The 21,870-nt window shown below is 51.7% G+C and carries 19 protein-coding genes and 1 pseudogene; 9 read left to right on the top strand and 11 right to left on the bottom strand.

All coding sequences use genetic code 11. The features are described 5' to 3' along the window. Positions 1–5: 5 nt before the first annotated feature. The 5 genes and pseudogenes from HYT77_04710 to HYT77_04690 form a co-directional block, all read right to left on the bottom strand. Positions 6–1,421 carry an amidophosphoribosyltransferase gene (locus HYT77_04710; GenBank protein MBI2067295.1) on the bottom strand — a complete coding sequence of 472 codons (1,416 nt, stop codon included), beginning with the start codon at positions 1,419–1,421 and terminating at the stop codon, positions 6–8. 42 nt (positions 1,422–1,463) lie between these two features. After that, positions 1,464–3,685, bottom strand: a pseudogene (purL, locus tag HYT77_04705) (phosphoribosylformylglycinamidine synthase subunit PurL). Next, on the bottom strand, positions 3,651–4,307 hold the full coding sequence (gene purQ / locus HYT77_04700) for a phosphoribosylformylglycinamidine synthase subunit PurQ (GenBank protein ID MBI2067294.1): 657 nt from the start codon (positions 4,305–4,307) through the stop codon (positions 3,651–3,653). The pseudogene purL and the gene purQ overlap by 35 nt, the downstream one beginning before the upstream one ends. After that, the gene (purS, locus tag HYT77_04695; GenBank protein MBI2067293.1) at positions 4,304–4,534 is read right to left on the bottom strand and encodes a phosphoribosylformylglycinamidine synthase subunit PurS; all 231 of its coding nucleotides are present in this window, start codon (positions 4,532–4,534) and stop codon (positions 4,304–4,306) included. Before purS ends, purQ begins: the two co-directional genes overlap by 4 nt. Before the next feature lie 24 nt (positions 4,535–4,558). After that, positions 4,559–5,851 carry an adenylosuccinate lyase gene (locus HYT77_04690; protein MBI2067292.1) on the bottom strand — a complete coding sequence of 431 codons (1,293 nt, stop codon included), beginning with the start codon at positions 5,849–5,851 and terminating at the stop codon, positions 4,559–4,561. Positions 5,852–5,922: 71 nt separating this feature from the next. Here HYT77_04690 and HYT77_04685 point away from each other — a divergent pair, with 71 nt between their 5' ends. Beyond that, positions 5,923–6,612, top strand: a complete 690-nt coding sequence (locus tag HYT77_04685; protein ID MBI2067291.1) for a hypothetical protein — start codon at positions 5,923–5,925, stop codon at positions 6,610–6,612. 70 nt (positions 6,613–6,682) lie between these two features. Here HYT77_04685 and HYT77_04680 read toward each other — a convergent pair whose 3' ends face one another. Then, a complete protein-coding gene (locus HYT77_04680) occupies positions 6,683–7,480 on the bottom strand; it encodes a phosphatase PAP2 family protein (protein ID MBI2067290.1) in 798 nt (265 codons plus the stop codon). 22 nt (positions 7,481–7,502) lie between these two features. Next, the gene (locus tag HYT77_04675; protein MBI2067289.1) at positions 7,503–10,658 is read right to left on the bottom strand and encodes a hypothetical protein; all 3,156 of its coding nucleotides are present in this window, start codon (positions 10,656–10,658) and stop codon (positions 7,503–7,505) included. A gap of 93 nt (positions 10,659–10,751) precedes the next feature. Here HYT77_04675 and HYT77_04670 point away from each other — a divergent pair, with 93 nt between their 5' ends. After that, positions 10,752–11,951: a sodium:calcium antiporter gene (locus tag HYT77_04670; GenBank protein MBI2067288.1), complete on the top strand. Its 1,200-nt coding sequence runs from the start codon at positions 10,752–10,754 to the stop codon at positions 11,949–11,951. Between the two features lie 30 nt (positions 11,952–11,981). Then, positions 11,982–13,256, top strand: coding sequence for a Glu/Leu/Phe/Val dehydrogenase (locus tag HYT77_04665; protein MBI2067287.1), 1,275 nt, complete (start codon positions 11,982–11,984; stop codon positions 13,254–13,256). 14 nt (positions 13,257–13,270) lie between these two features. Here the strand turns inward: HYT77_04665 and HYT77_04660 are convergent, their stop codons facing one another. From HYT77_04660 to HYT77_04650, 3 genes are read right to left on the bottom strand one after another with little or no spacing between them, the layout of a single operon-like run. Next, positions 13,271–14,686: an RDD family protein gene (locus tag HYT77_04660; protein MBI2067286.1), complete on the bottom strand. Its 1,416-nt coding sequence runs from the start codon at positions 14,684–14,686 to the stop codon at positions 13,271–13,273. 35 nt (positions 14,687–14,721) lie between these two features. Continuing rightward, the gene (locus tag HYT77_04655) at positions 14,722–15,450 is read right to left on the bottom strand and encodes a hypothetical protein (GenBank protein MBI2067285.1); all 729 of its coding nucleotides are present in this window, start codon (positions 15,448–15,450) and stop codon (positions 14,722–14,724) included. Beyond that, positions 15,431–16,132, bottom strand: coding sequence for a 16S rRNA (uracil(1498)-N(3))-methyltransferase (locus tag HYT77_04650; GenBank protein ID MBI2067284.1), 702 nt, complete (start codon positions 16,130–16,132; stop codon positions 15,431–15,433). The genes HYT77_04655 and HYT77_04650 overlap by 20 nt, the downstream gene beginning before the upstream one ends. Positions 16,133–16,189: 57 nt before the next feature. Here HYT77_04650 and rsmD point away from each other — a divergent pair, with 57 nt between their 5' ends. The 6 genes from rsmD to queF all read left to right on the top strand — a co-directional run bounded on the left by rsmD (position 16,190) and on the right by queF (position 20,435). Continuing rightward, a complete protein-coding gene (gene rsmD, locus HYT77_04645; protein MBI2067283.1) occupies positions 16,190–16,735 on the top strand; it encodes a 16S rRNA (guanine(966)-N(2))-methyltransferase RsmD in 546 nt (181 codons plus the stop codon). 5 nt (positions 16,736–16,740) lie between these two features. Next, positions 16,741–17,229, top strand: coding sequence for a pantetheine-phosphate adenylyltransferase (gene coaD / locus HYT77_04640; GenBank protein MBI2067282.1), 489 nt, complete (start codon positions 16,741–16,743; stop codon positions 17,227–17,229). Beyond that, positions 17,226–18,422 (top strand): pyridoxal phosphate-dependent aminotransferase, encoded by a 1,197-nt coding sequence (locus HYT77_04635; protein ID MBI2067281.1) that lies wholly within the window; start codon positions 17,226–17,228, stop codon positions 18,420–18,422. Before coaD ends, HYT77_04635 begins: the two co-directional genes overlap by 4 nt. A 72-nt stretch (positions 18,423–18,494) precedes the next feature. Continuing rightward, on the top strand, positions 18,495–19,526 hold the full coding sequence (locus HYT77_04630; GenBank protein ID MBI2067280.1) for a tagatose 1,6-diphosphate aldolase: 1,032 nt from the start codon (positions 18,495–18,497) through the stop codon (positions 19,524–19,526). A gap of 11 nt (positions 19,527–19,537) precedes the next feature. Beyond that, complete coding sequence (locus HYT77_04625) at positions 19,538–20,047, top strand: hypothetical protein (protein ID MBI2067279.1); 510 nt, start codon at positions 19,538–19,540, stop codon at positions 20,045–20,047. A 34-nt stretch (positions 20,048–20,081) separates the two neighbouring features. Further along, positions 20,082–20,435: an NADPH-dependent 7-cyano-7-deazaguanine reductase QueF gene (queF, locus tag HYT77_04620; protein ID MBI2067278.1), complete on the top strand. Its 354-nt coding sequence runs from the start codon at positions 20,082–20,084 to the stop codon at positions 20,433–20,435. Between the two features lie 5 nt (positions 20,436–20,440). Here the strand turns inward: queF and HYT77_04615 are convergent, their stop codons facing one another. Then, a complete protein-coding gene (locus tag HYT77_04615; protein MBI2067277.1) occupies positions 20,441–21,724 on the bottom strand; it encodes an ATP-binding protein in 1,284 nt (427 codons plus the stop codon). Positions 21,725–21,870: the final 146 nt, after the last annotated feature.

Here is a 21,870-nt window from a genome sequence, read left to right as displayed (position 1 = left end):
GGGTCTTATTTTAGTTGAGATTTCAGGGAAGTAGTCAGCTTAAGTTTGGCCGAGGCGTCTTCAACGGCCACCGGGTAGTCGCCCGTAAAACAGGCATCACAGAACCATTCGCCGTGGTTTTTCTCAAACCAGTAGAGACCTTCTGTCGAAAGATAGCCGAGCGAATCGGCCCCGATAAATTTTCGTATCTCATCAACGCCATGAGAAGAGGCAATCAGCTCTTCTTTGGTTGGTGTATCAATCCCGTAAAAACAGGGATCGGTGATCGGGGGGGAAGAGATCCTCATATGAACCTCCTTCGCCCCGGCATCCCGAATCATCTTCACAATCTTGCGAGAGGTTGTTCCACGAACGATAGAATCATCGACCACAATAACACGCTTCCCCCTTAACACGTCCCGAACCGGGTTTAGCTTGATCTTCACCCCAAAATGACGGATCGATTCCTGGGGCTCAATAAAAGTCCTGCCGACATAGTGGTTCCGCATCAAACCAAACTGAAAAGAGATCCCCGATTCCTCCGCATACCCCAGCGCCGCCGGAACACCGCTGTCCGGGATCGGAATTACGACATCCGCATCCACAGCATGTTCACGGGCAAGTTGTTTTCCAAACCCTTTTCGCATCTCATAGACATCCCTTCCAAAGATATGGCTGTCGGGTCGCGAGAAGTAGATAAATTCAAAAATGCACATCGCCTTCTTGCGCGGGATTGGGAAAGGACGAAACGACTGCATTCCATCGGAGTCAAACAGCACAATCTCTCCCGGTTCCACCTCCCGTACAAAATCGGCCTCCAGGAGATCCAAGGCACAGGTCTCACTCGCTACAACCCATGTCGGCTGTCCTCCCTCCTGAACCGGTTTCTTCTGCCCAATCACAAGCGGCCTCCAGCCAAACGGGTCTCGAGCCGCAACCATCCGCGTCTCGGTCAGAAAAACCATCGAGTAAGCCCCCTTAATCTGAAGAAGGGCATCGATGATCCGATCAACCGTCGAATTTTTCCTGGAGTGGGCGATCAGGTGGACAACAACCTCCGTATCCATCGTCGATTGAAAGATGGAGCCCTCCGATTCAAGATCCTTCCGGATCTTCTGGATATTGACAAGATTTCCGTTATGGGCCGAGGCAAGCCAGCCATGGTGGTACTGGATTAAAATCGGCTGGCAATTGATGAGAGTACTCTCGCCGGCGGTGGAATAGCGTGTATGGCCGACTGCACCGGAGCCGGGCAGTGCCTTCAAGACCTCTTCTGTGAAGATATCTGCGACATGCCCCATTCCCTGCCGACTAAAGAGTCGTTCCCCATTGGACGAGACGATGCCCGCCGATTCCTGCCCCCGATGCTGCAGGGCATAAAGGCCAAGATAAGCCAAATTGGCCGCCTCGGGGTGATTATAAATACCGATAATGCCACACATAAAATAGGGCCTAAGTACTTCGACTCGTAAAAATCAACAAAATTACTCGCTCAGCACTAGTTTAGGGCTTAGCGAATCGTTACCAAATACCCCTTTTTCAAATCCTGTTGACCAGGCATTATAAAGTTCCTCGACCGTGCAATCAAGGAGATCCTCAATTCTTAACCGACCCCCCCCCACTCTGCCTAAAATCATCGTCGGACAGTTTTTCACTTTAGCCGACCTCAAAAATTGTTGCAAATTCCGTTCTTGTAACGTCACAAGAATACGGGATTGGGTTTCGCCAAACAAGGCTGAGATCGCTTGGTCGGCTACCCCTTGGCACCCCTCAACGATCATACCAACTCTCCGTGGCCCCGAAATACAACATTCCGCCAGAGCAACCGCCAATCCTCCTTCTGCACAATCATGGGCCGAACGAATCAATCCCTTTTGGATCCCGTTTAAAACAACCTCTTGCACCTTCTTCTCTAATTTAAGATCAATTCCGGGGAGCCTTCCCGTAACGAGACCATGAATGAGCTTCTGGTATTCGGAACCAGCCAGGGAGCCGGAGGTGATTTCTCCAGATTGCCCACCGACCAGCACAACAACATCTCCCTCTTCTTTAAACCACTGCGTACAATGCCGTTTCAGATCCTTTAAAAGGCCGATCATCCCTATGGTCGGAGTGGGATAGATCGCACCATTCTGGGATTCGTTGTAAAAACTGACATTCCCCGAAACAATCGGTGTCTTGAAAAAACGGCAGGCGTCCGACATTCCCTGAAGCGCCTCACGAAATTGCCACATCACCTCGGGATTTTCAGGGCTTCCAAAGTTAAGACAATTCGTCACCGCAAGCGGCGTCCCACCGGAACAAACAATATTTCTCGCCGCCTCGGCAACCGCTCTCTTCGCTCCCTCCCTGGGGTCCAGATAAACATAACGACTGTTGCAATCGGTGGTAATGGCGAGGGCCTTCGACGTCCCTTTAATGCGAACGACCGCAGCATCGGAACCCGGAAGAACGATCGTATCGGTTCCAACGGTGTGATCGTATTGACGATAGACCCAGCGTTTACTGGCCAGGTTGGGGGACGAAAGAAGCTTCTTCAAAACATCGTTGTTATTTCCCTGTACGGACACAGCAAGCGGCGCCCCTACAACAACCCCTTTTATCCCATTCCTCAAATATCTCGGCTTCCTCACCAACCTTCGATAGACCGGCGCCTCCTCACTAATCGGGAGATTGGGGACAACACCGGCAATCGTTCCATCAGAACGGATCACCACATCATGCCCTTTTGTCACCGCTCCAACCACGACTGCATCGAGGTCCCACTTCTGAAAGGTCTTGAGGACTTCATCTTCATGTCCCCCTTTTGCAACGAGAAACATCCTCTCCTGGGACTCGGACAGCATGAGCTCGTAGGGGGTCATTTCAGTTTCACGACGTGGAACCTTGTCCAGTTGTAAATCCATTCCGACTCGCCCCTTGCCCGACATTTCAACGGAGGAGCAGGTGAGTCCCGCCGCCCCCATATCCTGAATCCCGTAGATCGACTTCCGACCCCTGGCAGACTCCATGAGTTCGAGACACGCCTCCATCAGTTTTTTTTCAGTAAAAGGATCGCCTACCTGAACCGTCGGCCTTCTTTCCTCTGATGTTTCATCAAAGACATCGGAGGCCATCGTCGCCCCATGAATTCCATCACGACCGGTCTTGGAACCGACGTAAATCACCGGATTCCCGATTCCTCCGGCCTTGGCATAAAAAATGTTTTTCTTCTGGATCAATCCGACACACATCGCATTCACGAGGATGTTGCCATTGTAGCATTCGTCAAAATAAACCTCACCTCCAACCGTCGGGATCCCCATACAATTACCATACCCTCCGATGCCAGCAACAACACCGCGAACGAGTGATTTTGTTTTGGGATGATCCGGCGAACCAAATCGGAGCGAATTCAGAAGGGCAATCGGCCGGGCCCCCATCGTAAAAATATCCCTGAGGATTCCACCAACACCGGTCGCCGCCCCTTGATACGGTTCTATATGTTCTCCCCGGGACCGCAAATGACCTGCTTCCCCTTCGTGGGCAGTTTTTTTAAGTAAATCTTGGAGCTTTTATAGGAGCAGTGTTCGCTCCACATCACAGAAAAGATGCCGAGCTCGACAAGATTTGGCTCTCGTCCCATCATCTTGACGATTTTCTTGTACTCTTTTGGAGTGAGGCCGTGTTGTTCAATTAATGATTGATTCAAACAACCTCCTCCCATCCTCATTTCCTAACAAACCTTCGGAACATCGCTCCGGATGCGGCATAAGCCCCATCACGTTACCCTGTTCATTCATAATTCCGGCGATGTCATGCATGGCACCATTTGGATTGATTGGAGCATAGCGTAGCAAGACCCTTCCCTCCCCTTCCAACCTCTGAAGCGACTCTTCATCGGCAAAATAATTTCCGTCGCCATGCGCAATCGGCATCCAGACAATAGAGCCTGGAAGATAGGATTGGGTGAATCGGGCATTGGTATTCTCAACCTTTAAAGAAACCGTTTCGCAGATAAACTGGAGATTGGCATTGCGCATTAAAACGCCCGGCAGAAGTTCCACCTCACAAAGAATCTGAAAGCCATTGCAAATCCCGAGCACCAGGCCTCCTCCCCTCGCATGCCGCACCACCTCTTTCATGATCGGTGAAAACCGTGCAATCGCCCCGGTTCGAAGGTAATCCCCATAGGAGAAGCCGCCCGGCAGGATGATACAGTCGACCCCTGATAAATCCGTCTCCTTGTGCCAAAGATAACGAACCTTTTGTCTTAAGATATTTTTCAGGACATGAAAGGTGTCACGGTCACAGTTGGTGCCGGGGAAGAGAACGATGCCAAAGTTCATTTTGAAATCTCAAACTGGTAACTTTCAATGACTGTGTTCGCCAATAACTTCTCGCACATCTGCCGGATTCTCTCTTCTGAATTTTTCTCCAATGTGAGTTCCACATACTTTCCAATACGAACGTCTTTGACCTCCCTGAAGCCCAGACTTGAGAGCGCTTGTTCAACCGCCTTGCCCTGTGGGTCAAGCACTCCCGACTTTAAGGTGATGTAGATTTTGGCCTTCACTCCCTTACCCTCCCATACTCTACCCTAAACAAACACCCTCTTAAATATCGTCTCCACATGCCTCAAGCTTTTTTTTAAATCAAAGAGCCCTTCAAAATCTTTCTTCTTGAGCCGCTTCGCGATCTCCGGGTCCTTTCGAATACCGGCCTCAAAATCCGCCCCCCTCTCCCACGTCTGCATCGCCTGCCTCTGCACCAAACGGTAACCCTCTTCACGTGTGAGTCCTGACTCGACAAGCCTGACCAGAACCCCCTCGGAGTAGACAAGTTTTCCCATCTTCTCCAGGTTTCTCTTCATCGTGTCGGGATAAACGATCAGTTTTTCGATTAGTCCCGTCAGGCGCGCCAGCAGGAAGTCGGTTAAAATCGTCGCCTCGGGGGCAATGACCCGCTCGACAGAGGAGTGACTGATATCCCGTTCATGCCAGAGCGCTACATTCTCGAGAGCCGGTGTTACCGTCGACCGAACAAGTCGTGCGAGACCACAGAGGTTTTCGGACAGGACCGGATTTCTCTTGTGCGGCATTGCCGAAGAACCTTTTTGGCCCTTTGAAAAAAACTCCTCCACCTCAAGAACCTCGGTCCGTTGCAGATGCCGGATCTCGGTCGCGATCCTTTCAATCGAAGAGGCGAGCAGGCCCAATGCGGCAAAGAAAGCAGCATACCGATCCCTTGAAATGACCTGTGTCGAGACCTCATCCGGCCTTAATCCCAACTTCTCACAGACAAGCTTCTCTACCTCGGGCTCCAGATGGGCAAAGGTACCAACCGCACCCGAAATCTTGCCAACCGCCAGATCAGCCCGCGCCAATTTCAACCTCTGTTGATGCCTTTTTATCTCGGCATACCAGGAGGCGACCTTGAGTCCAAACGTGATCGGCTCCGCATGAATGCCGTGTGAACGACCGATCATCGGGGTCATCTTGTGTTCCATTGCACGGCGCTTCAGCGCCAGAAGGAGATGATCAACCTCTTTAAGAATCAGTTCCAGTGCTTGTGAAAGCTGGACCGAAAAACAGGTATCCAGAATATCGGAGGAGGTAAGCCCCAGATGCAGCCATCGCGATTCCGGGCCGACCGATTCCGCAATATTGGTGAGAAAGGCGATGACATCGTGCTTGACCTCTTTTTCAATCTCATCAATCCTTCTCACGTCAAATCTTGCCTTCTTTTGGATCGAGCTCACCGTCCCCTTGGGAACCCGCCCCAGGCGCTCCCATCCCTCACAGGCCAAGAGTTCAATTTTGAGCCAGATTTTGAAACGGTTCTCCGGCTCCCAAATATGGGCCATTTCGTCTCGACTGTAACGGGGGATCATCGCCCAACGCTTTTATCAACTGCCCCAAAAATAGCAACCTTTCATCAACAGACCCGATGGCGAGTTAGAAAATGATTTACAATGCCCTTGTCACATTTGATATTTCTGTCCACTGCCGGATCCTCGAGGCGACACTCCCCACACAAGGGTATTCTGCTGATTCTGTCCGACTCGCTTGCGAAGTCCAATACCCGGCTGACAAGCAGGTGGTCGGATTCAAGAGGAGTTCGCTCTATTGGATGCACTACATCCGGCAGACGTTCGGGATGCATGCGGAAGATTGTGATTATGTCAGAAAAATTTTGGGGAAAAGAAAAGAGAGCCGTCAGTGCACCCCCGATGAGGCGTATACCGCCGGTGAGAAGATCACATTCGGTCAAATCGATCGCCTCATCCGTCAATCACCCCCTGAAACACTACTGACGGATGAAACAGTCGGAAAGAGCCTCTTTCTGCTCGCCTGTCTCGCCCATGCGGTCCAGGACAAGAAACATATGGAGGGGTTCCCGGACGGCATTACTGCACTCGAACACTACCTCCCGCCGGGATGGATCAACAAGGAGACCGATTCCCGCCCACCCCCCGCCATGGAGGCTGGTGGACGCGAGAGGACAGTCGCCCTGCTTGGCCGGTTTGAGGTTTTTTTACAGAGAAGGTTCGGCCGGGAAAGGGGGATGGAACTGGCACGCCAGATCAAGTCGTTCCGGCTTCCACCAAACAAAGAGCTCGCCGAGGTGACGAATTTATTCACTCAGGACTAGTGCTGAGCGAGTAATTTCACTGATTTTTTTGGCTTTTCAGATACGTCATGGTAATTACGAGTCGAAGTACTTAGAACTGCCCTGCCACGGTGAGACCCGCTGTCTCAGCAGAGCCGGAGGGCAGTACAGCAACCGATTTGTCGGAGAAAAGAGTCTCACCGATCCAACTGGCCACCACTCCACCGGCAATCCCTAGTCCACCCGTAATGGCACCCCTCCTGCCGGAAGGACGGTGTTCCGTATCATGGCGCTCTTCCGGCATTACAAAGGTATAGTAGCTCGCCAGTGCAAGACCACTCCCAACCGCGGCCCCCGTTACAATATCTTCCCAGTAGTGTTTGTTGGCACCATTGCGGGCAAGTCCTACAAGTGCCGCACTCCCGAGTGAAAGGGCAACAACAGGGGCTACCGTCCCTGGATAATCGCTGCCATAAGTGTGTATTAAATCGGTCGATAGATAGACGGATGAGACAAACGAAAAGGCGGTGTGGCCTGAGAAAAAACCCTTGTTGTCAGATCGGTCCGGTCGCTCTCTTCCTACAGCTATCTTCGTCACCTGGACTGTGCCAAACGTCAGCATCATCGCAGTCCCATATCCCGCAAGGCGACTGAGCTGATGTTCGGGATCATCGTTAACCTGCCCAACGTAATAACCGGCAGCACCCATATTGACTGCCCCGAATCCGTAATCCGAAAGAGACTTCCATGCTGAAACCGGGAGCCCCTTACCGGCAAGTAATGTCGCCCCCCGACTCTCCCAGGAGGTTGATGGTTTAATATTTGAAACGGACAATCCTGCAAGCGCCCCGACAGTCCCAAATCCAAGCAGGATAAATTGGGCATCGTCTCGTGTTGCTATTTCGCTCATGAAATTGACTCCTGTAAATTCCTTATTTAAAAAACGTCCTGTACCATTCAACTGCTTGAGGCACATCCAACATCAGCCCAACCGGCATACTCCGGGACCCGTCCTGGTAAAACTTCTGTTCCACATGGATGGAAAGTGCCCCAAAGAGCGTTAGCTGGGCATTCCATCCCTTAAAGGATCTTCCCGTCATGTTGTGTTGGAGGTTTCTCAAGGAATACCCTCCCAGCGGACCCGCGCCGACCTCCAACAGATCCAGATAACCGACGGAGAAGACCGACCGTGTCGTAAAATCGAGATTATGCGCCACCAGATCAACACGGCCAAACTGCTCCACATCGCGGAATCGATGGTTGGAAACATAATCAGCAGACTCCCAAAGCCTGAGGTTCAAATCTGGCCAACCGTCCCAATCATAAATATGCCAAAGCGCCCCGGCCCCAACGGAAAGGTTCAGATTGACATCATGGGCCGACTCCGGGGTTCCAAACAGCCTCTCTGTTGACCCCGTTCCAAGCATCACCCCAAAGGGGAAGGAAAACTTAACCTCAGGCCGCCAGGGAGGCGGTGGCGGAATCAGCTCCATCAACGACGCCCGATCCCTCTCTGCCTGTTCAAGCGCCTGCTCCTTTAATCTTGTCCAGCGTGGATCCTCCGGAGATTTTTCAGACGGATCCAGGTTGGAGGTCTGGACATAATTGACCGATTCCTTACGAGACAGGAAGGGGCGGTGCTCCAAGGCCAGCGTAAGGCGATCCGGGACAGTCCTATCCACGTTACGCCTCTCCTCATACATCTTATCGCCGATAATCGCGGCGAGTGGCGTTGCGAGTGTCAGGAAGGCCCAGGACTCACTCCCCTCCGGCAGATCCTCAAGATGCCTGAAAAGCGACTGGAAGCTCCCCTTTCCAAACAGATTCGTACGTGCAATCCAGTCACTTGCATCCTCAGGCCGCTTGATCCGGACCAGATCCTCATAATCCTCAAGCCAGTTCTGATAATCGTTCAGGTAGGCGGTCAGACTAGAGGCCATGTGATGAGAGAGCGTGAGCAGCTCCTTCTCCTCGCCCTCCACGAGGCCCAAGTCGACCAACACCTTGATGGAATCGAGCAGATTGTCACGGGCGTGATCGAGCTCCCCCTCCAGTTGAATGAGCCGGTCATCCTCTTCATGAGAATCGACGCTCGGAACGTAGTCAGCAGAAGAGACACGGTTATAATAGCTATCGAGGGAGGTCAGATAGGCGGAGAGCCCCTTGTTAAAGTCGTCCGCCTCTTGACCAAAATCAGCCTCGCGCAGCGAGAGGTCGAGAATCTTTGAAAACAGACGGATATGGAGTCGGGCATCCGCCACCATCGCCGGAATGACATCCTCCTTGATGATGCGATCATGTCCGCCATTTAAAAGAATCTTCTTGAAGAGATAGATCTTCCGTTTCAGTGGAATCCCTGGAGTTGCAAGTTCCCGAACCTCGGGATCATTAATCCGGCGGATCCCTTCTGCATAGGTGTTGAAGTGAGGGAGCATCTGACGGAGCTCCTCATAAACCCGATCCGTCACACCGGGAACCTTTGAGGAATCAACTCCTTGAAAGGTCAGCTCAACAACCGTCTTCGAGGGATCGGTGTCATCGATCTTTACAACGGCTATTTCGTTAGGGTCGTCGATCATCGAGGGGACAATCACGGAGGGAAGCGGATTTTTCCGCTTGATCCCGTTCTTTTCCGCCCACTCCCCCTGAGAGACATCCTTATCAATGTAGCGGATATGGGAATGTCCCCCAACAAACGCAATCACCGCCTCATTATTGAAGATGCGATGAAGTCCAGCCTCATGAAAATTTTTGATCCTGTGAAGTGCATAATGCCCCGTCAGGATAAACCGGGCCCCCGGGTCATTCCTTTGGGTTTCCGCAATGATCGCCTCGAGGACCCGAACCTGATTTCTGGAGACATGGGCATTCATTGCCCCACCCAGGATACTTTGGTTCCCAAAATCCATGTGGTCCATGTTGATCGTATAAAGACCACTCTCTCCATGGATCGTTCGAATCCGGTCGGTCTGACTGATCGAGGCACGAAACCATTTGTGGTTAATGGAATCTCCTCCCCCATCAAAAAAGACGGTGGAATGACGACTCCCGTCAACCTCCGGCGGCCCCCAAAAACGTTCGACCACCTCATCGGTCTCTGAAAATGAACCAAAACGGCCATCCTCCAAGATATAGCTATCGGAACGATAATCGACCTCTTTAAGGCGAACCGGCTGGATCAGGTCGATCTGGTCAATCAGCGTATCCGGATGGACGCCCCGCCTTTTAAGCTCTTCCATATTCAAAAAGGCCACCGGGTCGAAATTCTGCTCATGCACTTTTTTCGAGGAGAAGAGATCCCCAGGGGCAAGACCTGCCTGGGCGAGGGCGGCATAATCAACAATATCAGCAAGAGTGAGTTTGTTTCTCTTGAGCGCGTTCGGATCAAGACGCCCGACATCTCCATAGTAATGACGCCTCTCCAGAAAGATCCTTTTTTGATGATCCAAACGCCTGTCCGGATGACCGACCGCCACAAGATGGACATCATTGGGGACGCTCTTTTTTCCCTGCAGGTTCAGCAGGATCCTGGGAACAATCAGATAGGCGTCTTCATCCTGAGACAGACCGAGCGGGTCGGTATCGTGATTACCGATCGCCCCGCCGCGATACCGGTGGTTGGGATGAAACTGTTTGACCCGTTGTAGAACCTTTTCGTTTTTATAAAACTCGTAGGTATCACCGATCTGTGAATCATCCCCCAACGTATAGTATCCCAGGTAGCAACCGAGATTCTGCTCCAAAGCGGCATTTTCCTCCAGGTGTTCATGCGTCTTGGAGATCCCCAAAACCGCCGATGGGATCCGCCTCCCAGGACCAACGGTCAGGGCCGTCGCGGAACCGAAGAAAAGGACCCGCTGCCAAACGGTCTCATGCTGGGGATCTGAGGTGAAAGAGAAAAAACGGGGTCGATCGACGCACTGAAAATGGCTCTTGTCGTAGGCCGTGACAAGAGGTGCTTCCGACGACTCTTTCTCCGGATGAAACCCCGTCCCAAAAGAATATTTGGTGTGCCGATGATAATCCTGATGGTGTTGATGACGCAATGCAGGACGGTTACCCGCACCACGCGGAGGATCGGAGGCCATGTGTCGGACTCCTCGGAATCGTTTTAAAAAAGTTGCGGTCAAAACAAAAAAGGACTAGCCGTCTGTTGACAAAGGGGCTTGAAAGGATATGGCATGAAAAATCTCCGATCGACGCTGCTCATCGGGCTTGTTGTGCTCCTCTGTTTTCAGTGGTCTCTCATCAGATTTTCAGGCGTTTCTCTCCCCGCCCCCTGGAATGCAATCCTCCCGGGCCTGGCGATCTTCGGAGCCGCCTTTCTGCTCTCTTGGGGGGCCGAGCTGGCGCAGTTTTTTATCCCCCAGTCTCTCGCGATTGCCTTTCTCGCGTTGATTGCCGTCCTGCCCGAGTACGCCGTCGATATGTACTTTGCCTGGCAGGCCGGCAAGGATCCCCAGTATATCCACTACGCCACCGCCAACATGACCGGTTCCAACCGCCTTCTGATCGGTCTTGGCTGGGCCACGGTTGTGTTCGCCTACTTTTTTCGAACAAAGAAAAAAGAGATACAGCTGGAACCTGAAAACCGCGTTGAACTGTTCGCCCTGGGCCTGGCAACCCTCTATTCCTTCGTGATCCCGATGTTCCACAATCTCTCCTGGGTTGATTCCCTGTTCTTCCTGGCGATCTTTTGCCGCTACATTTACCAGGCAACGCGGAGTCACCACGAAGAACCTGAGATCGAAGGGCCGATCGAGTTTATCGCCAAGTGGACACGAAACTCAAAACTTCTGGCGACGCTCTTCTTCTTTCTCGTTTCAGGTGCCACCATTTTCCTTTCTGCCGAACCTTTTGCCGAGGGGTTACTGGAGACGGGACGACACCTGGGGATTGAGGAGTTTATCCTGGTTCAATGGCTGGCACCGCTCGCCTCAGAATCACCGGAGTTTATCGTTGCGATCCTCTTTGCCCTCCGTGCCAAGGCAGCCTCGAGTATCGGGACGCTTCTCTCCTCAAAGGTAAACCAGTGGACGCTTCTGATCGGCATGCTCCCCCTTGTCTATAACATCTCCGCGGGCCACTTGATGCCGATGCCAATGGACGCCCGGCAGGTTGAGGAGATCTTCCTCACCTCGGCCCAGTCAATCTTTGCCTTTGTCGTGATTGCCAACCTCCGCTTCACGCTCTGGGAGGCATTACTCATCTTTGTTCTCTTTGTAACCCAGCTCTTCTTCACCTCCAAAGAGGCCCGACATGCCTACGCCTTTGTCTACATCGCCCTCTCTCTCTTCTGGCTTATGATGTCGAAGGAGAATCTTATAGGTCTGTGGGGTATTTCCAGGAAGGGCCTCACACCCAACAATGAAAGGAGATGAATCACTCGTATGACACCCTCAAAAAAAGAGATGAACTATCCGGAATCGGCCGAATGGGATTCTCCCCTCTTTAGAGACACCCAGATCCAGTTCGAAAATGTCGCCAAAAAAATTTCGCTCGATGAAAACGCCTTCAACCGGCTCCGGGTCCCGGACCGTGTACTGATTGTGTCGGTCCCCTTCCGGATGGACAATGGATTGGTCCGCGTCGTCCCCGGTTATCGGGTCCAACATAATGACACGCTCGGTCCCTGCAAGGGGGGTATCCGTTATCACGAAAGCGTCAATCTGGGTGAGGTCTCAGCACTCGCAATGCTGATGACCTGGAAAACCGCACTGGTTGGTCTTCCCTTGGGAGGTGCCAAGGGGGGAGTCAAGATCGACGCCACGCTGCTCTCCCGCCAGGAGTGCCAGCGTCTCACACGCCGTTACACAGCCGAGATCATCAATTTTATCGGTCCGGACCGGGACATCCCCGCACCCGACATGGGAACCTCGGCTCAAGTCATGGCCTGGATGATGGACACCTACAGCTCACTGAAAGGCTTTTCAGTCCCCGGTGTCGTCACGGGCAAACCGATTGCTATTGGAGGCTCGCTCGGGCGTGAAGAGGCACCGGGACGCGGCGTTGTCTACTGCATCATGGAGGCGGCCCAGCAGATGAACTGGAAGCTCGATCAAAACGTGCGGGTTGTCATTCAAGGGTTCGGACAGGTCGGTGGCGCGGCGGCGAGGAAGATTACGAAGATTGGTTGTCAAATCGTCGGGGTTGGCGACCACACCGCCTCCTACTATAATGAACGGGGCTTCTCTTACGAGTCTCTGAAGAAGTACGTCGATAAAAATCGCTTTCTGGCCGGTTATCCCGAAGGGACACTGATCCCGAACGATGAGCTGCTTACGCTGCCCTGTGACATTCTCATCCCGGCCGCCGCTGGTGGCGTCATTACTGCCAAGAATGTCAAAAAGCTCAAATGTCGTATGATTGCTGAGGGCGCGAATGGACCGACCGACAGCGAGGCGATCAAGCTGCTTGAAGACCAAAATGAGATCCTCGTACTCCCGGATATCCTCGCGAATGCAGGCGGCGTGACGGTTTCCTATTTTGAATGGGTCCAGGGGCTTCAGAACTTCTTCTGGTCAGAGAAAGAGATCAACGAACGACTCTTTGAAATCATGCGAAGGGCGTTCCTGGCCGTCTACGAAAGGGCCCAGAAGGAAAAGATCAGCCTCCGTGAGTCCGCCATGCGTATCGCCATTGAAAAAATCACGACCGCGATGCTCTCAAGGGGATTATTCCCTTAAAGGTCCGTGAAGGTTTACTCGACCTGAAATTCAACACGATGAAACAACGTCGTCTTCGCCAACCGGTCCCGAACCGTCAGCTCCAGTTCATATCGGCCATGAGCGGCCTCCGGGTGAAGGGCAAAGCGAGACGAGAGATCTGCATCCTTTTTCCCCCGGAGTTCAATTCCTGAATTGATGATGTTTGCCTTGCTCAGGATGACGTTTCGCCGCGGATCACGCACGAGGAGATCAACCTGGACCCAGGCCCTGTCACTTTTTGGTTCAAATCCGGCGAGCCGGAAGCTCACGGCGATCAGATCTCCGGCATGAAATGGGGCTCCCCCGCTTGATTCTCCCTCATTGAGCTGCAACACAAGTTGTTCTATTCGAAGCGACTCTCCTGTTTCACTCAAGAAAAAATGAGGGACCAATTCAAACGTCTGACCTCCCACACGCAAATGATACCCCTGCCGATAAAAACTGCCCGGTTGGAACCAGCCTCCCACAACCGCTCCGGTTGTGAGAAGAAGCATATAAGGGACAACCATCCATCCCCGCCAATTACGAGGGGCATGGATCACACGTGTTCCAGCGGCAATATCCCCCGGTCTCTGCTTTCTGGAAGAGAGCAAGGCACAGAGATAACCGAGCGGATTCATATCAACTATCCGAAAAAAATTCCTGACCAGGATGAGCGAGAAGGAGGGACGCGAACCATCCTCCTGAACCACCTTGAGCCCAAAAATAACCTTTCCAAACGTCGACTGAAAAATCGTCTCGGCCAAGGCCAAGTAGAGCAAGAGTATCAATGGTACGAGATTCAGAAGGATAAAGGAAAGTCGGGGACGATCGGCCGGAATAGAGAGAAGAATTCCATAAAGAAAAAGGACGGATAAGACAAAATCGACCCCGAAGGCGTAGGTTCTAAGTGTCGCCCCTGCGGAAACCATCTCTTCTCTCCTTTGTGCGTTCCCTTGAAACGGAAGTTTCTTCAAGACAACGGTTCCCGCGACGAGATCCCCAAGCCGCCGGCATCGCCTCGTTGATTCCATCATCCCCAGACCGGTCAAAAAGAAGAGCGGATAATCGACCAGACGAAACAGGGTACGGAGCAAGATGGCGAAGAGAGAGGGGGTTCCCCCTCCTTTCTTGTGAATGATAAGCCTTCCGAGCATCTTGCCGGGCGTTGCCGTGAAAACCCCCTCAAAGAAGAGGTGATAAAGAAGATAAAAGGCGACCGAAGATGAGATCCAGATGATCTCCGTGCTCCCCTGGAATTCAAACGGGTCCTTGTGAAAAAAACGGCCCAGAAGGAGAGCCCAACCACCCAGAAGATAGGTACTCAGCAGAAGATCGACAAAGAAGCAGGCAAACCGCTCCTGAAGGCTGGCGGTCCGATAGAGATAGCGCGGGGCATGGGGTCCGCTCGACTCTGCGTGGTCAAGCACGGTGGCGCTAACTTCGCTGTCGCTCTCGTGAGTTGTCATCCGTTGGTCCTGAGGGAAAGCAACCGATCCGGCCGGTCACTGAAAACACCGTCAACCCCCCAAGAGACCATTCTATTCATATCATCCGGTTCGTTAACAGTCCAAACAAAAATCCGTCTGCCCCGCGCCTGTCCTGAACGAACAGTCTTCTGCGTCGCATCTTCGAGGGCAATGTTCAAAGAGGATGGCCCTACCTTCTTTTCGACCAACAGGCGGTGGCGGGTACGGAGGTAGCGGTTCCAGCAGAGATAGCCTCGCTTGAGTTCAGGAGCCAAATGGGACAGCCGATAAAGCGGAAGTGGGTGAAAGGCAGAGACGAGAATAGAAGATCCCAGCCCAAAGGCACGAAGTGTTGCAAGAAGTTTTTTCTCCACAACAGAGGATCGGTACCGAACCGTCTTGATTTCAAGATTGAGGAGGAGTTTGTCTTGAACGAGGTCAAGCAGTTCCTCCAGTGTTGGAAGATGGGAACCCTGCAAGTCAATCTGTCGTATCGAGGAAGAGGTTAATTCCTCTATATTATCGTCCCGATCGGCCAACCGTTTAAGCGTCTTGTCATGAAAAATAATGAGCTCGTTGTCGGCCGTCATACGCAAGTCGACCTCAACTCCATCGACCCCCAGTTTCATCGCCGCCTCAATCGCCTCAAGACTGTTCTCAACGTAACGCTCTGCAAAACCACGATGGGCCAGAATCAGGGGCTTTTTAGATGTTTCCCAGTTCATGTTGAACAAGAGTTAAAGAGACGAGGGAGGCGGTTTCCGCTCGCAGGGTCCGGGAACCGAGCGAGACAACCTCGCACCCCTCCTCCTTTGCAAGTGAAATTTCCTGATCGGAAAATCCCCCTTCGGGACCAACAAAGAGAGAATAGTTCCTCTTGTGAGAGTCCACAGGAAGGGTCTTTCCCTTTTCCGAAAAAATAATTTTCGAGCCAATAGCTGTTTTTCGTACAAGGCTTGAAAAATCCTCTTCCCAATGAACCCTCATCGGATTGACACGGCCGGATTGTTTAAGCGCCTCGTCGGCGATTTTTTGCCACCGACCGATCTTCTCCTGTTTGAAAGAGGTGGGGATTGACCGCTCGGACTTAAATGAAATAACGGCAGATGCCCCCAACTCAACCGCCTTCTGGATTACCCACTCCATCTTCTCCCCCTTCAACAGAGATTGGCACAAAACGACCTCTCCTTGAACCGGTTTTATTGGGACGCTTTTGAGCAGCCGGACCTCGGTTCCGACAGGAGAGAGGACGACGATCTCCCCCTCAAACCGGCAGGCACCGTCAAAAAGGCCGATTCGTTCCCCCACAGAGGCGCGGAGGACCCGGACAAGATGTTTTGAGTCTTCCCGCGACAGGGTGACAATCGTACCCGGGTTCTGGCCCGGAGGGATAGGAAACTGGGGCATTATAGGCCCCTAATCTCTTCTTTAAACGAAGTAAAGATTCATGGTAGCGGAACAACGATGCGTGTCATCAGTGGATCAGCCAAGGGAAGAATCTTAACCGGTCCGAAAAGCGACCGTATCCGTCCTGCCTTAGACAAGGTCAAGCAGGCGATTTTTAATATCCTTTGGGAGATTCAAGGGAAAACGGTGTTGGATCTCTTTGCCGGAACCGGATCGATCGGGATTGAGGCCATTTCAAGGGGGGCGGCCCACTGTACCTTTGTCGATTTATCTCGAGAGGCACTCAATCTAGTCAAAAAAAATTTAGAGAAATGCGGCTTGGAAATGTATGCCAAAATTTTCAAATTCAAAATCCCCCCTATCTCCCCACGGATCAAGGGGGAAGCGGAGGAGGGATTTGCTTTAATTTTTGTCGACCCCCCCTATGACAATAATCTGGTAAACCCCACACTGCTCGAAATTGCACGGGAAAATCTCCTTGCCCCGGATGGAATCGTCGTCGTAGAGCACAGCCCAAGGGAACCGATCAAAAAAGAAACAGGCCTGAGGCTGGTTGATCAGCGGAAGTACGGCCAGACATTGATCAGTTTTTTGAAGAGATGAAATTTATGAAGATCGCTGTTTATCCTGGGTCGTTTGATCCCCCCACCGAGGGACACCTGAATATCATCGAAAGGGGTTTAAATCTTTTCGACAAAATTATCGTTGTTGTTGCAGTCAATTCTTCCAAAAACAGGCTTCTGACGGTTGAAGAGAGGGTCCAATTGCTTCGGGAGATCTTTAAAAAATTTCCGGCTGTGGAAGTCGATTCGTTTAAAGACGAACTTCTTGTCAAATACGCCCAATCCCGAAAGGCCACTGCCATTCTGAGGGGACTCAGGACACTTCAAGACTATGAATATGAGTTTCAGATGGCTCTCACCAATAAAAAACTGGCCCCTGCTATTGAGACGGTCTTCATGATGACGGAGCCACAGTACGCCCACGTCAGTTCAACGTTGATCCGAGAGGTAGCCCGGCTGGGCGGTTCTGTCAGTGGCATGGTCCCCAACGCCGTTCAGAAAAAACTGAACAAAAAAAGGGAGAGGAAAAAATGACCTTACTCTCCGATCGAATAAAACGGATCAAGCCGTCATCCACGATTGCCATTGACACCAAGGCAAAACAGATGATCGCCGATGGGATTGATGTGATCAGTTTCGGCGCCGGTGAACCGGATTTTGACACCCCGGACCCGATCAAGGAGGCAGCGGTTCAAGCACTCAAGGCTGGCAAGACGAAATACACCGCCGTCGGTGGAATCAATGAGCTCAAAGATGCGATCATCGCCAAATTCAAGAGAGACAACGGCCTGTCGTACAGCCGTGACGAAGTTCTTGTCTCCGTCGGCGGCAAGCATTCCCTCTACAACGCCTTTCAGGCCCTCCTGAACCCAAGCGACGAGGTGATCATCCCCTCCCCTTACTGGGTCAGTTATCCGGATCAGGTGCTGCTCTGCGACGGCACACCGGTCATGCTGCCAACGGAGGAGAGGGACAGCTTCTGCCTTAGGCCGGAAGTGCTGGAAAAGGCGATCACAAAAAAGACCCGAATCTTTGTCTTGAACAGCCCCTCGAATCCGACCGGCGGCGCCTACCCCCGAAAAAAACTTGAAGAGATTGCAGAAGTGCTCACCCAGCATGAAATTCTCTGTCTCTCCGACGAGATCTACGAAAAAATTGTTTATGATGGTTTTCAATTTGTGAGCATCGCATCGCTTCACGAGAAGATGAAAGGGCTTACAATCACTGTGAATGGAGCCTCCAAGGTTTATTCAATGACCGGTTGGCGGATGGGGTATGCCGCCGGCCCTAAGGATATCATCCAGGCGATGACCAAATTTCAGGGGCAGGTTACCACGAATATCAACTCGGCAACCCAGTGGGCCTGTGTTGCCGCCTTGAACGGCCCACAGGATTTTCTCCGGGAATGGGTCGGTGAATTTAAAAAGCGGCGGGACTATATGGTAAGCTTCTTCAATAAAATCCCCGGCATCTCCTGCTTCAATCCGCAGGGGGCGTTCTATGTCTTCCCGAATATCTCTGCCTATTTTGGAAAACGGTACGACGACAAAGCGATTCGCGGTTCGGACGACCTTGCGGAATACCTCCTTATAAAATCGCGGGTTGCCGTCGTACCCGGTACCGGATTCGGGGCGGAGGGCTATATCCGGCTCTCGTACGCAACCTCGATGGAGAAGATTCAAAAGGGGCTGGAGAGGATCGAGAAGGCATTCGAAGAACTGATTTAATAGATAGGGTTGATAAAGAATCCTGTTTTTCATAAAGAACCTTGCATTGTGAAACCAAAAAGGAGGGGGACGATGACAACACTGACACCGGGCAAACTGAAAAATCTCGAGAAACTGGCCAACAAAAAAGGGGTCATTGCCGCGGCGGCGATGGACCAGAGAGGTTCGCTGCAAAAGGCGATTGCCAAGGAGAAAGGATGTGATCCTAAAGAGATAACGGCTCAAATGATGTCGGAGTTCAAAACGGCCGTTACAAAAGTACTGACGCCACATGCCACGGCCGTTCTGCTGGATCCGGAATTCGGTCTGGAAGCGGCCCGCCAGAGGGCCTCAAACGCTGGCCTTCTCCTCTCCTATGAATCAACCGGCTATGACCAGACATCACCCGGACGATTTCCCCAACTCATTCCAGGTTGGAATGTCAAAAAATCGATTGCGGCAGGGGCGAATGCGGTCAAGATCCTCCTCTACTACTCCCCCTTTGAGCAAAAGGAGATCAACAAACGAAAGCATGACTGGGTGGAAAAAATCGGCCGGGAGTGTGTTGAAAATGACATCCCCTATTTCCTCGAGTTTGTCGGCTATGCAACGGGCGGAGAGGATGAGAAAGGGATCGAATACGCGCGTAAGAAGCCGGAGATTGTCACTCATAGCATGGAGGAGTTCTCAAAAGATCGCTATCACGTCGATGTCCTCAAGGTCGAAGTGCCGATCAACATGAAGTTCGTCAAGGGGGCGGAGACCTGTAAGGGAGAATCTGCTTATACGCGGGATGAGGCGAAGGAACTCTTCCGGAAGGCAGCGGCGGTCACTCAAAAACCGTTTATCTATCTTTCAGCCGGTGTCAGTGATGAGGAATTCCGGGAAAGCCTTGAACTCGCACTCCAGGCCGGGGTCCATTTTAATGGAGTCCTCTGTGGCCGTGCCACCTGGAAGGAGGGAATCCCTGTTTATGCCAAGTCGGGCGTTGCCGCACTGGAGCGCTGGCTCTCGGACCGCGGCGTCCAAAACATTAAGGCGTTGAATGCCGTTCTGGAAAAGGGGGCTTATCCCTGGCATGAAAAATTCGGTGGACGGGGGAAGGTCGAGGCAAGATCTCGCTAACTTCCGGTACCGTGTCCACAAATCCCTCTATTCTGGAGATTGGCCCTGGCCGCGGTGACTTTCTGATCTCACTCGCCCAAAACAATCCCTTAAAGCAGATTGCCGCCATCGAATACAAACGGAAGCGGTTTGAAAAACTCTTGAGACGCCTGGAACCTTATCCCAACGTTTCTGTTTTGTTTGGTGATGCGCGAATCGTCGTTCCAGAAAAATTTCAGGAAGAGGTCTTCGATGAGGTTTACATCCTTTATTCCGATCCCTGGCCCAAACGCCGCCATGCGAAACACAGACTGTTTCAAACACCGTTCTTGAAAGACCTCCATCGCTCTCTCAAGGCCGGCGGTTCTGTGTTTGTCGCAACGGATGACTCTCAATACAAAAACCAGATTCAGGAGGTCTTTGCGGAGCTACCGGAATTTCTCTTAAAAACGGCCGATGCCTCACTCTTTCCGACCTTCTATGCGGAAAAGTGGAGTCGAGAAGGCCGTTCCTTGCAGGCGATGGCGTATAAAAAGGCTTGAAATCACCCTTGGGAAGCAGATAGGGCAGGAGTCGATGTCGACAAAACCATCCAGGAACCTTGAGACCTTTCCCAACCCGAAACCGGAACGGGACTATGAAATTCGCATGGACTGTCCCGAATTCACGAGTGTCTGTCCAAAAACCGGTCAGCCTGATTTTGGAAAGATTGTTATCCGGTACATCCCTCATGAACTCTGTATTGAGCTCAAATCACTCAAACTCTACCTCTGGTCCTACCGGAACGAAGGGGTCTTCTACGAACGGGTTGTGAATCAGATTCTGGATGACCTCGTCGCCGCCTGCCAACCTCGATTTATGGAGGTTATGGGAGAATTCACTGTGCGTGGTGGAATCAGTTCGACGATCAAGGCGACTTATCTCAGGTAAGTCGGTTACATTGCAGCGAGGGAAGTTAGATCCCGGTGAGAAAAGATCCGGAAACTAACCTTCTTCCCTTTCATCTTTTGACTCAAGGCCGCTTGTTCAAATTTTCTCTTCAGGTTTTCAACAAGTCTTGACTCCTCTTTTTTGTCTAGATTTGCCCATTTACACTCCGCAATAAGGTAACCTTCCTGACCTTGACGAGTTACAAGATCGATTTCAACCTCCTTTTCCCAATACCGCCCGGATCCCGGCAGGCATCGCCGACAAAAGATCTCCCATTGGCGGCAGGCATGCTGTTTTAATAAGGTACGTTTCTCCTCTTTATTCATACCCGGCCACTGGGCTCTGAAAGGAAGAAAAGTACCATAATAAAATGAGAGAACAGGATCTTCGACCCGGTAAAGAATCTTCTTCGTCGTGCGAGCCGACTCGCCGAATGGAAATTCTCTCTTGAGAAAAGAGAGCTCCAGAAGAAGAGCCAAGGGACGCGAAAGATTACCATGAGGAATTCCCAAACGTGAGGCTAATTCACTCGGTTTCGAAACACCCCGTCCTACCAGATCAAGAATCGCCTTTGAAATGGATCCCGTCACGCCTTCGTCGCGCAACATCTGAACAGGTTCCTCAGAGAGAAGAGCCCCGGGAGCAAAATAAAGAAGGTCTGCCTGCTCGATAACATCCCCCGAAGGCATTAACTTCCAGTAATGTGGAATCCCGCCAACCAGCGAAAAACGAAGAAAAGAATCCGGATCATCAACAGGATATTTCATGACCCTGCAAAACCATTCGTAGCTCATCGGTTCCAGAGACAAATGGATTTGTGCCCGACCATAAAGAGGAACATTTTGACGCAAAAAATGCGAAAACAGCATCGATTGAGAAGATCCTGAAACAAAAAGGGAGCTCTTCTTCTTGGGAAGTTCATGATCGACCCATTTTTGAAGAAGGCTTGGCAGGGTGGAATCTCCTTGCACCCAATAAGGAAATTCATCAAAAACAATCAGTGAGGGAAGGGCCTCGCGAGAAAGAAGCGCAAAAAACTCACCCCAACTTTTCGGAACAATCTCACGAAACAGAGGAAGCGCTTGTCCGATCTCCTCCGCCAAATGGAGAAGTTGTTGTTGGGCGGTCCCCTCGACCGCCTGGTGATAAAATCCGCCAAGCTCCTCACACGCCTTAACAAGAAGAGCCGTTTTTCCAACGCGCCGCCGGCCGGTGACATAACCAAGAGATCGTTTCCCAATCTGTTTTTTGATTTGAAGCAGCTCTTGTTTTCGGTTCCAGAACTCCATTAAGACAAAATGATGCCAAATAAACATCATGTTTGTCAAACATAATCTTGGCTACAAAGTCGCCGATGAAGCTCCCCGCCGCAAGACGGCAGGGTTTTCTGGCGGAGGCGGATAAAATAGACAAACCACAACTCCGGTTGCCGGGA

It is taken from the genome of Deltaproteobacteria bacterium (assembly GCA_016180855.1).
Taxonomy (GTDB): Bacteria; UBA10199; UBA10199; order JACPAL01; family JACPAL01; genus JACPAL01.
Note: the sequence above shows the minus strand (reverse complement) of the source record. Positions and strands in the feature narration are given on the sequence as shown.

Bases quoted from the DNA above. Each gene is read 5' to 3' on its own strand.
- HYT77_04710 (MBI2067295.1), bottom strand. From the start codon at position 1,421: ATGTGTGGCATTATCGGTATTTATAATCACCCCGAGGCGGCCAATTTG.
- purQ (MBI2067294.1), bottom strand. From the start codon at position 4,307: ATGAACTTTGGCATCGTTCTCTTCCCCGGCACCAACTGTGACCGTGAC.
- HYT77_04690 (MBI2067292.1), bottom strand. From the start codon at position 5,851: ATGATCCCCCGTTACAGTCGAGACGAAATGGCCCATATTTGGGAGCCG.
- HYT77_04685 (MBI2067291.1), top strand. From the start codon at position 5,923: ATGATTTACAATGCCCTTGTCACATTTGATATTTCTGTCCACTGCCGG.
- HYT77_04680 (MBI2067290.1), bottom strand. From the start codon at position 7,480: ATGAGCGAAATAGCAACACGAGACGATGCCCAATTTATCCTGCTTGGA.
- HYT77_04675 (MBI2067289.1), bottom strand. From the start codon at position 10,658: ATGGCCTCCGATCCTCCGCGTGGTGCGGGTAACCGTCCTGCATTGCGT.
- HYT77_04670 (MBI2067288.1), top strand. From the start codon at position 10,752: ATGAAAAATCTCCGATCGACGCTGCTCATCGGGCTTGTTGTGCTCCTC.
- HYT77_04665 (MBI2067287.1), top strand. From the start codon at position 11,982: ATGAACTATCCGGAATCGGCCGAATGGGATTCTCCCCTCTTTAGAGAC.
- HYT77_04655 (MBI2067285.1), bottom strand. From the start codon at position 15,450: ATGAACTGGGAAACATCTAAAAAGCCCCTGATTCTGGCCCATCGTGGT.
- HYT77_04650 (MBI2067284.1), bottom strand. From the start codon at position 16,132: ATGCCCCAGTTTCCTATCCCTCCGGGCCAGAACCCGGGTACGATTGTC.
- rsmD (MBI2067283.1), top strand. From the start codon at position 16,190: ATGCGTGTCATCAGTGGATCAGCCAAGGGAAGAATCTTAACCGGTCCG.
- coaD (MBI2067282.1), top strand. From the start codon at position 16,741: ATGAAGATCGCTGTTTATCCTGGGTCGTTTGATCCCCCCACCGAGGGA.
- HYT77_04635 (MBI2067281.1), top strand. From the start codon at position 17,226: ATGACCTTACTCTCCGATCGAATAAAACGGATCAAGCCGTCATCCACG.
- HYT77_04630 (MBI2067280.1), top strand. From the start codon at position 18,495: ATGACAACACTGACACCGGGCAAACTGAAAAATCTCGAGAAACTGGCC.
- queF (MBI2067278.1), top strand. From the start codon at position 20,082: ATGTCGACAAAACCATCCAGGAACCTTGAGACCTTTCCCAACCCGAAA.
- HYT77_04615 (MBI2067277.1), bottom strand. From the start codon at position 21,724: ATGGAGTTCTGGAACCGAAAACAAGAGCTGCTTCAAATCAAAAAACAG.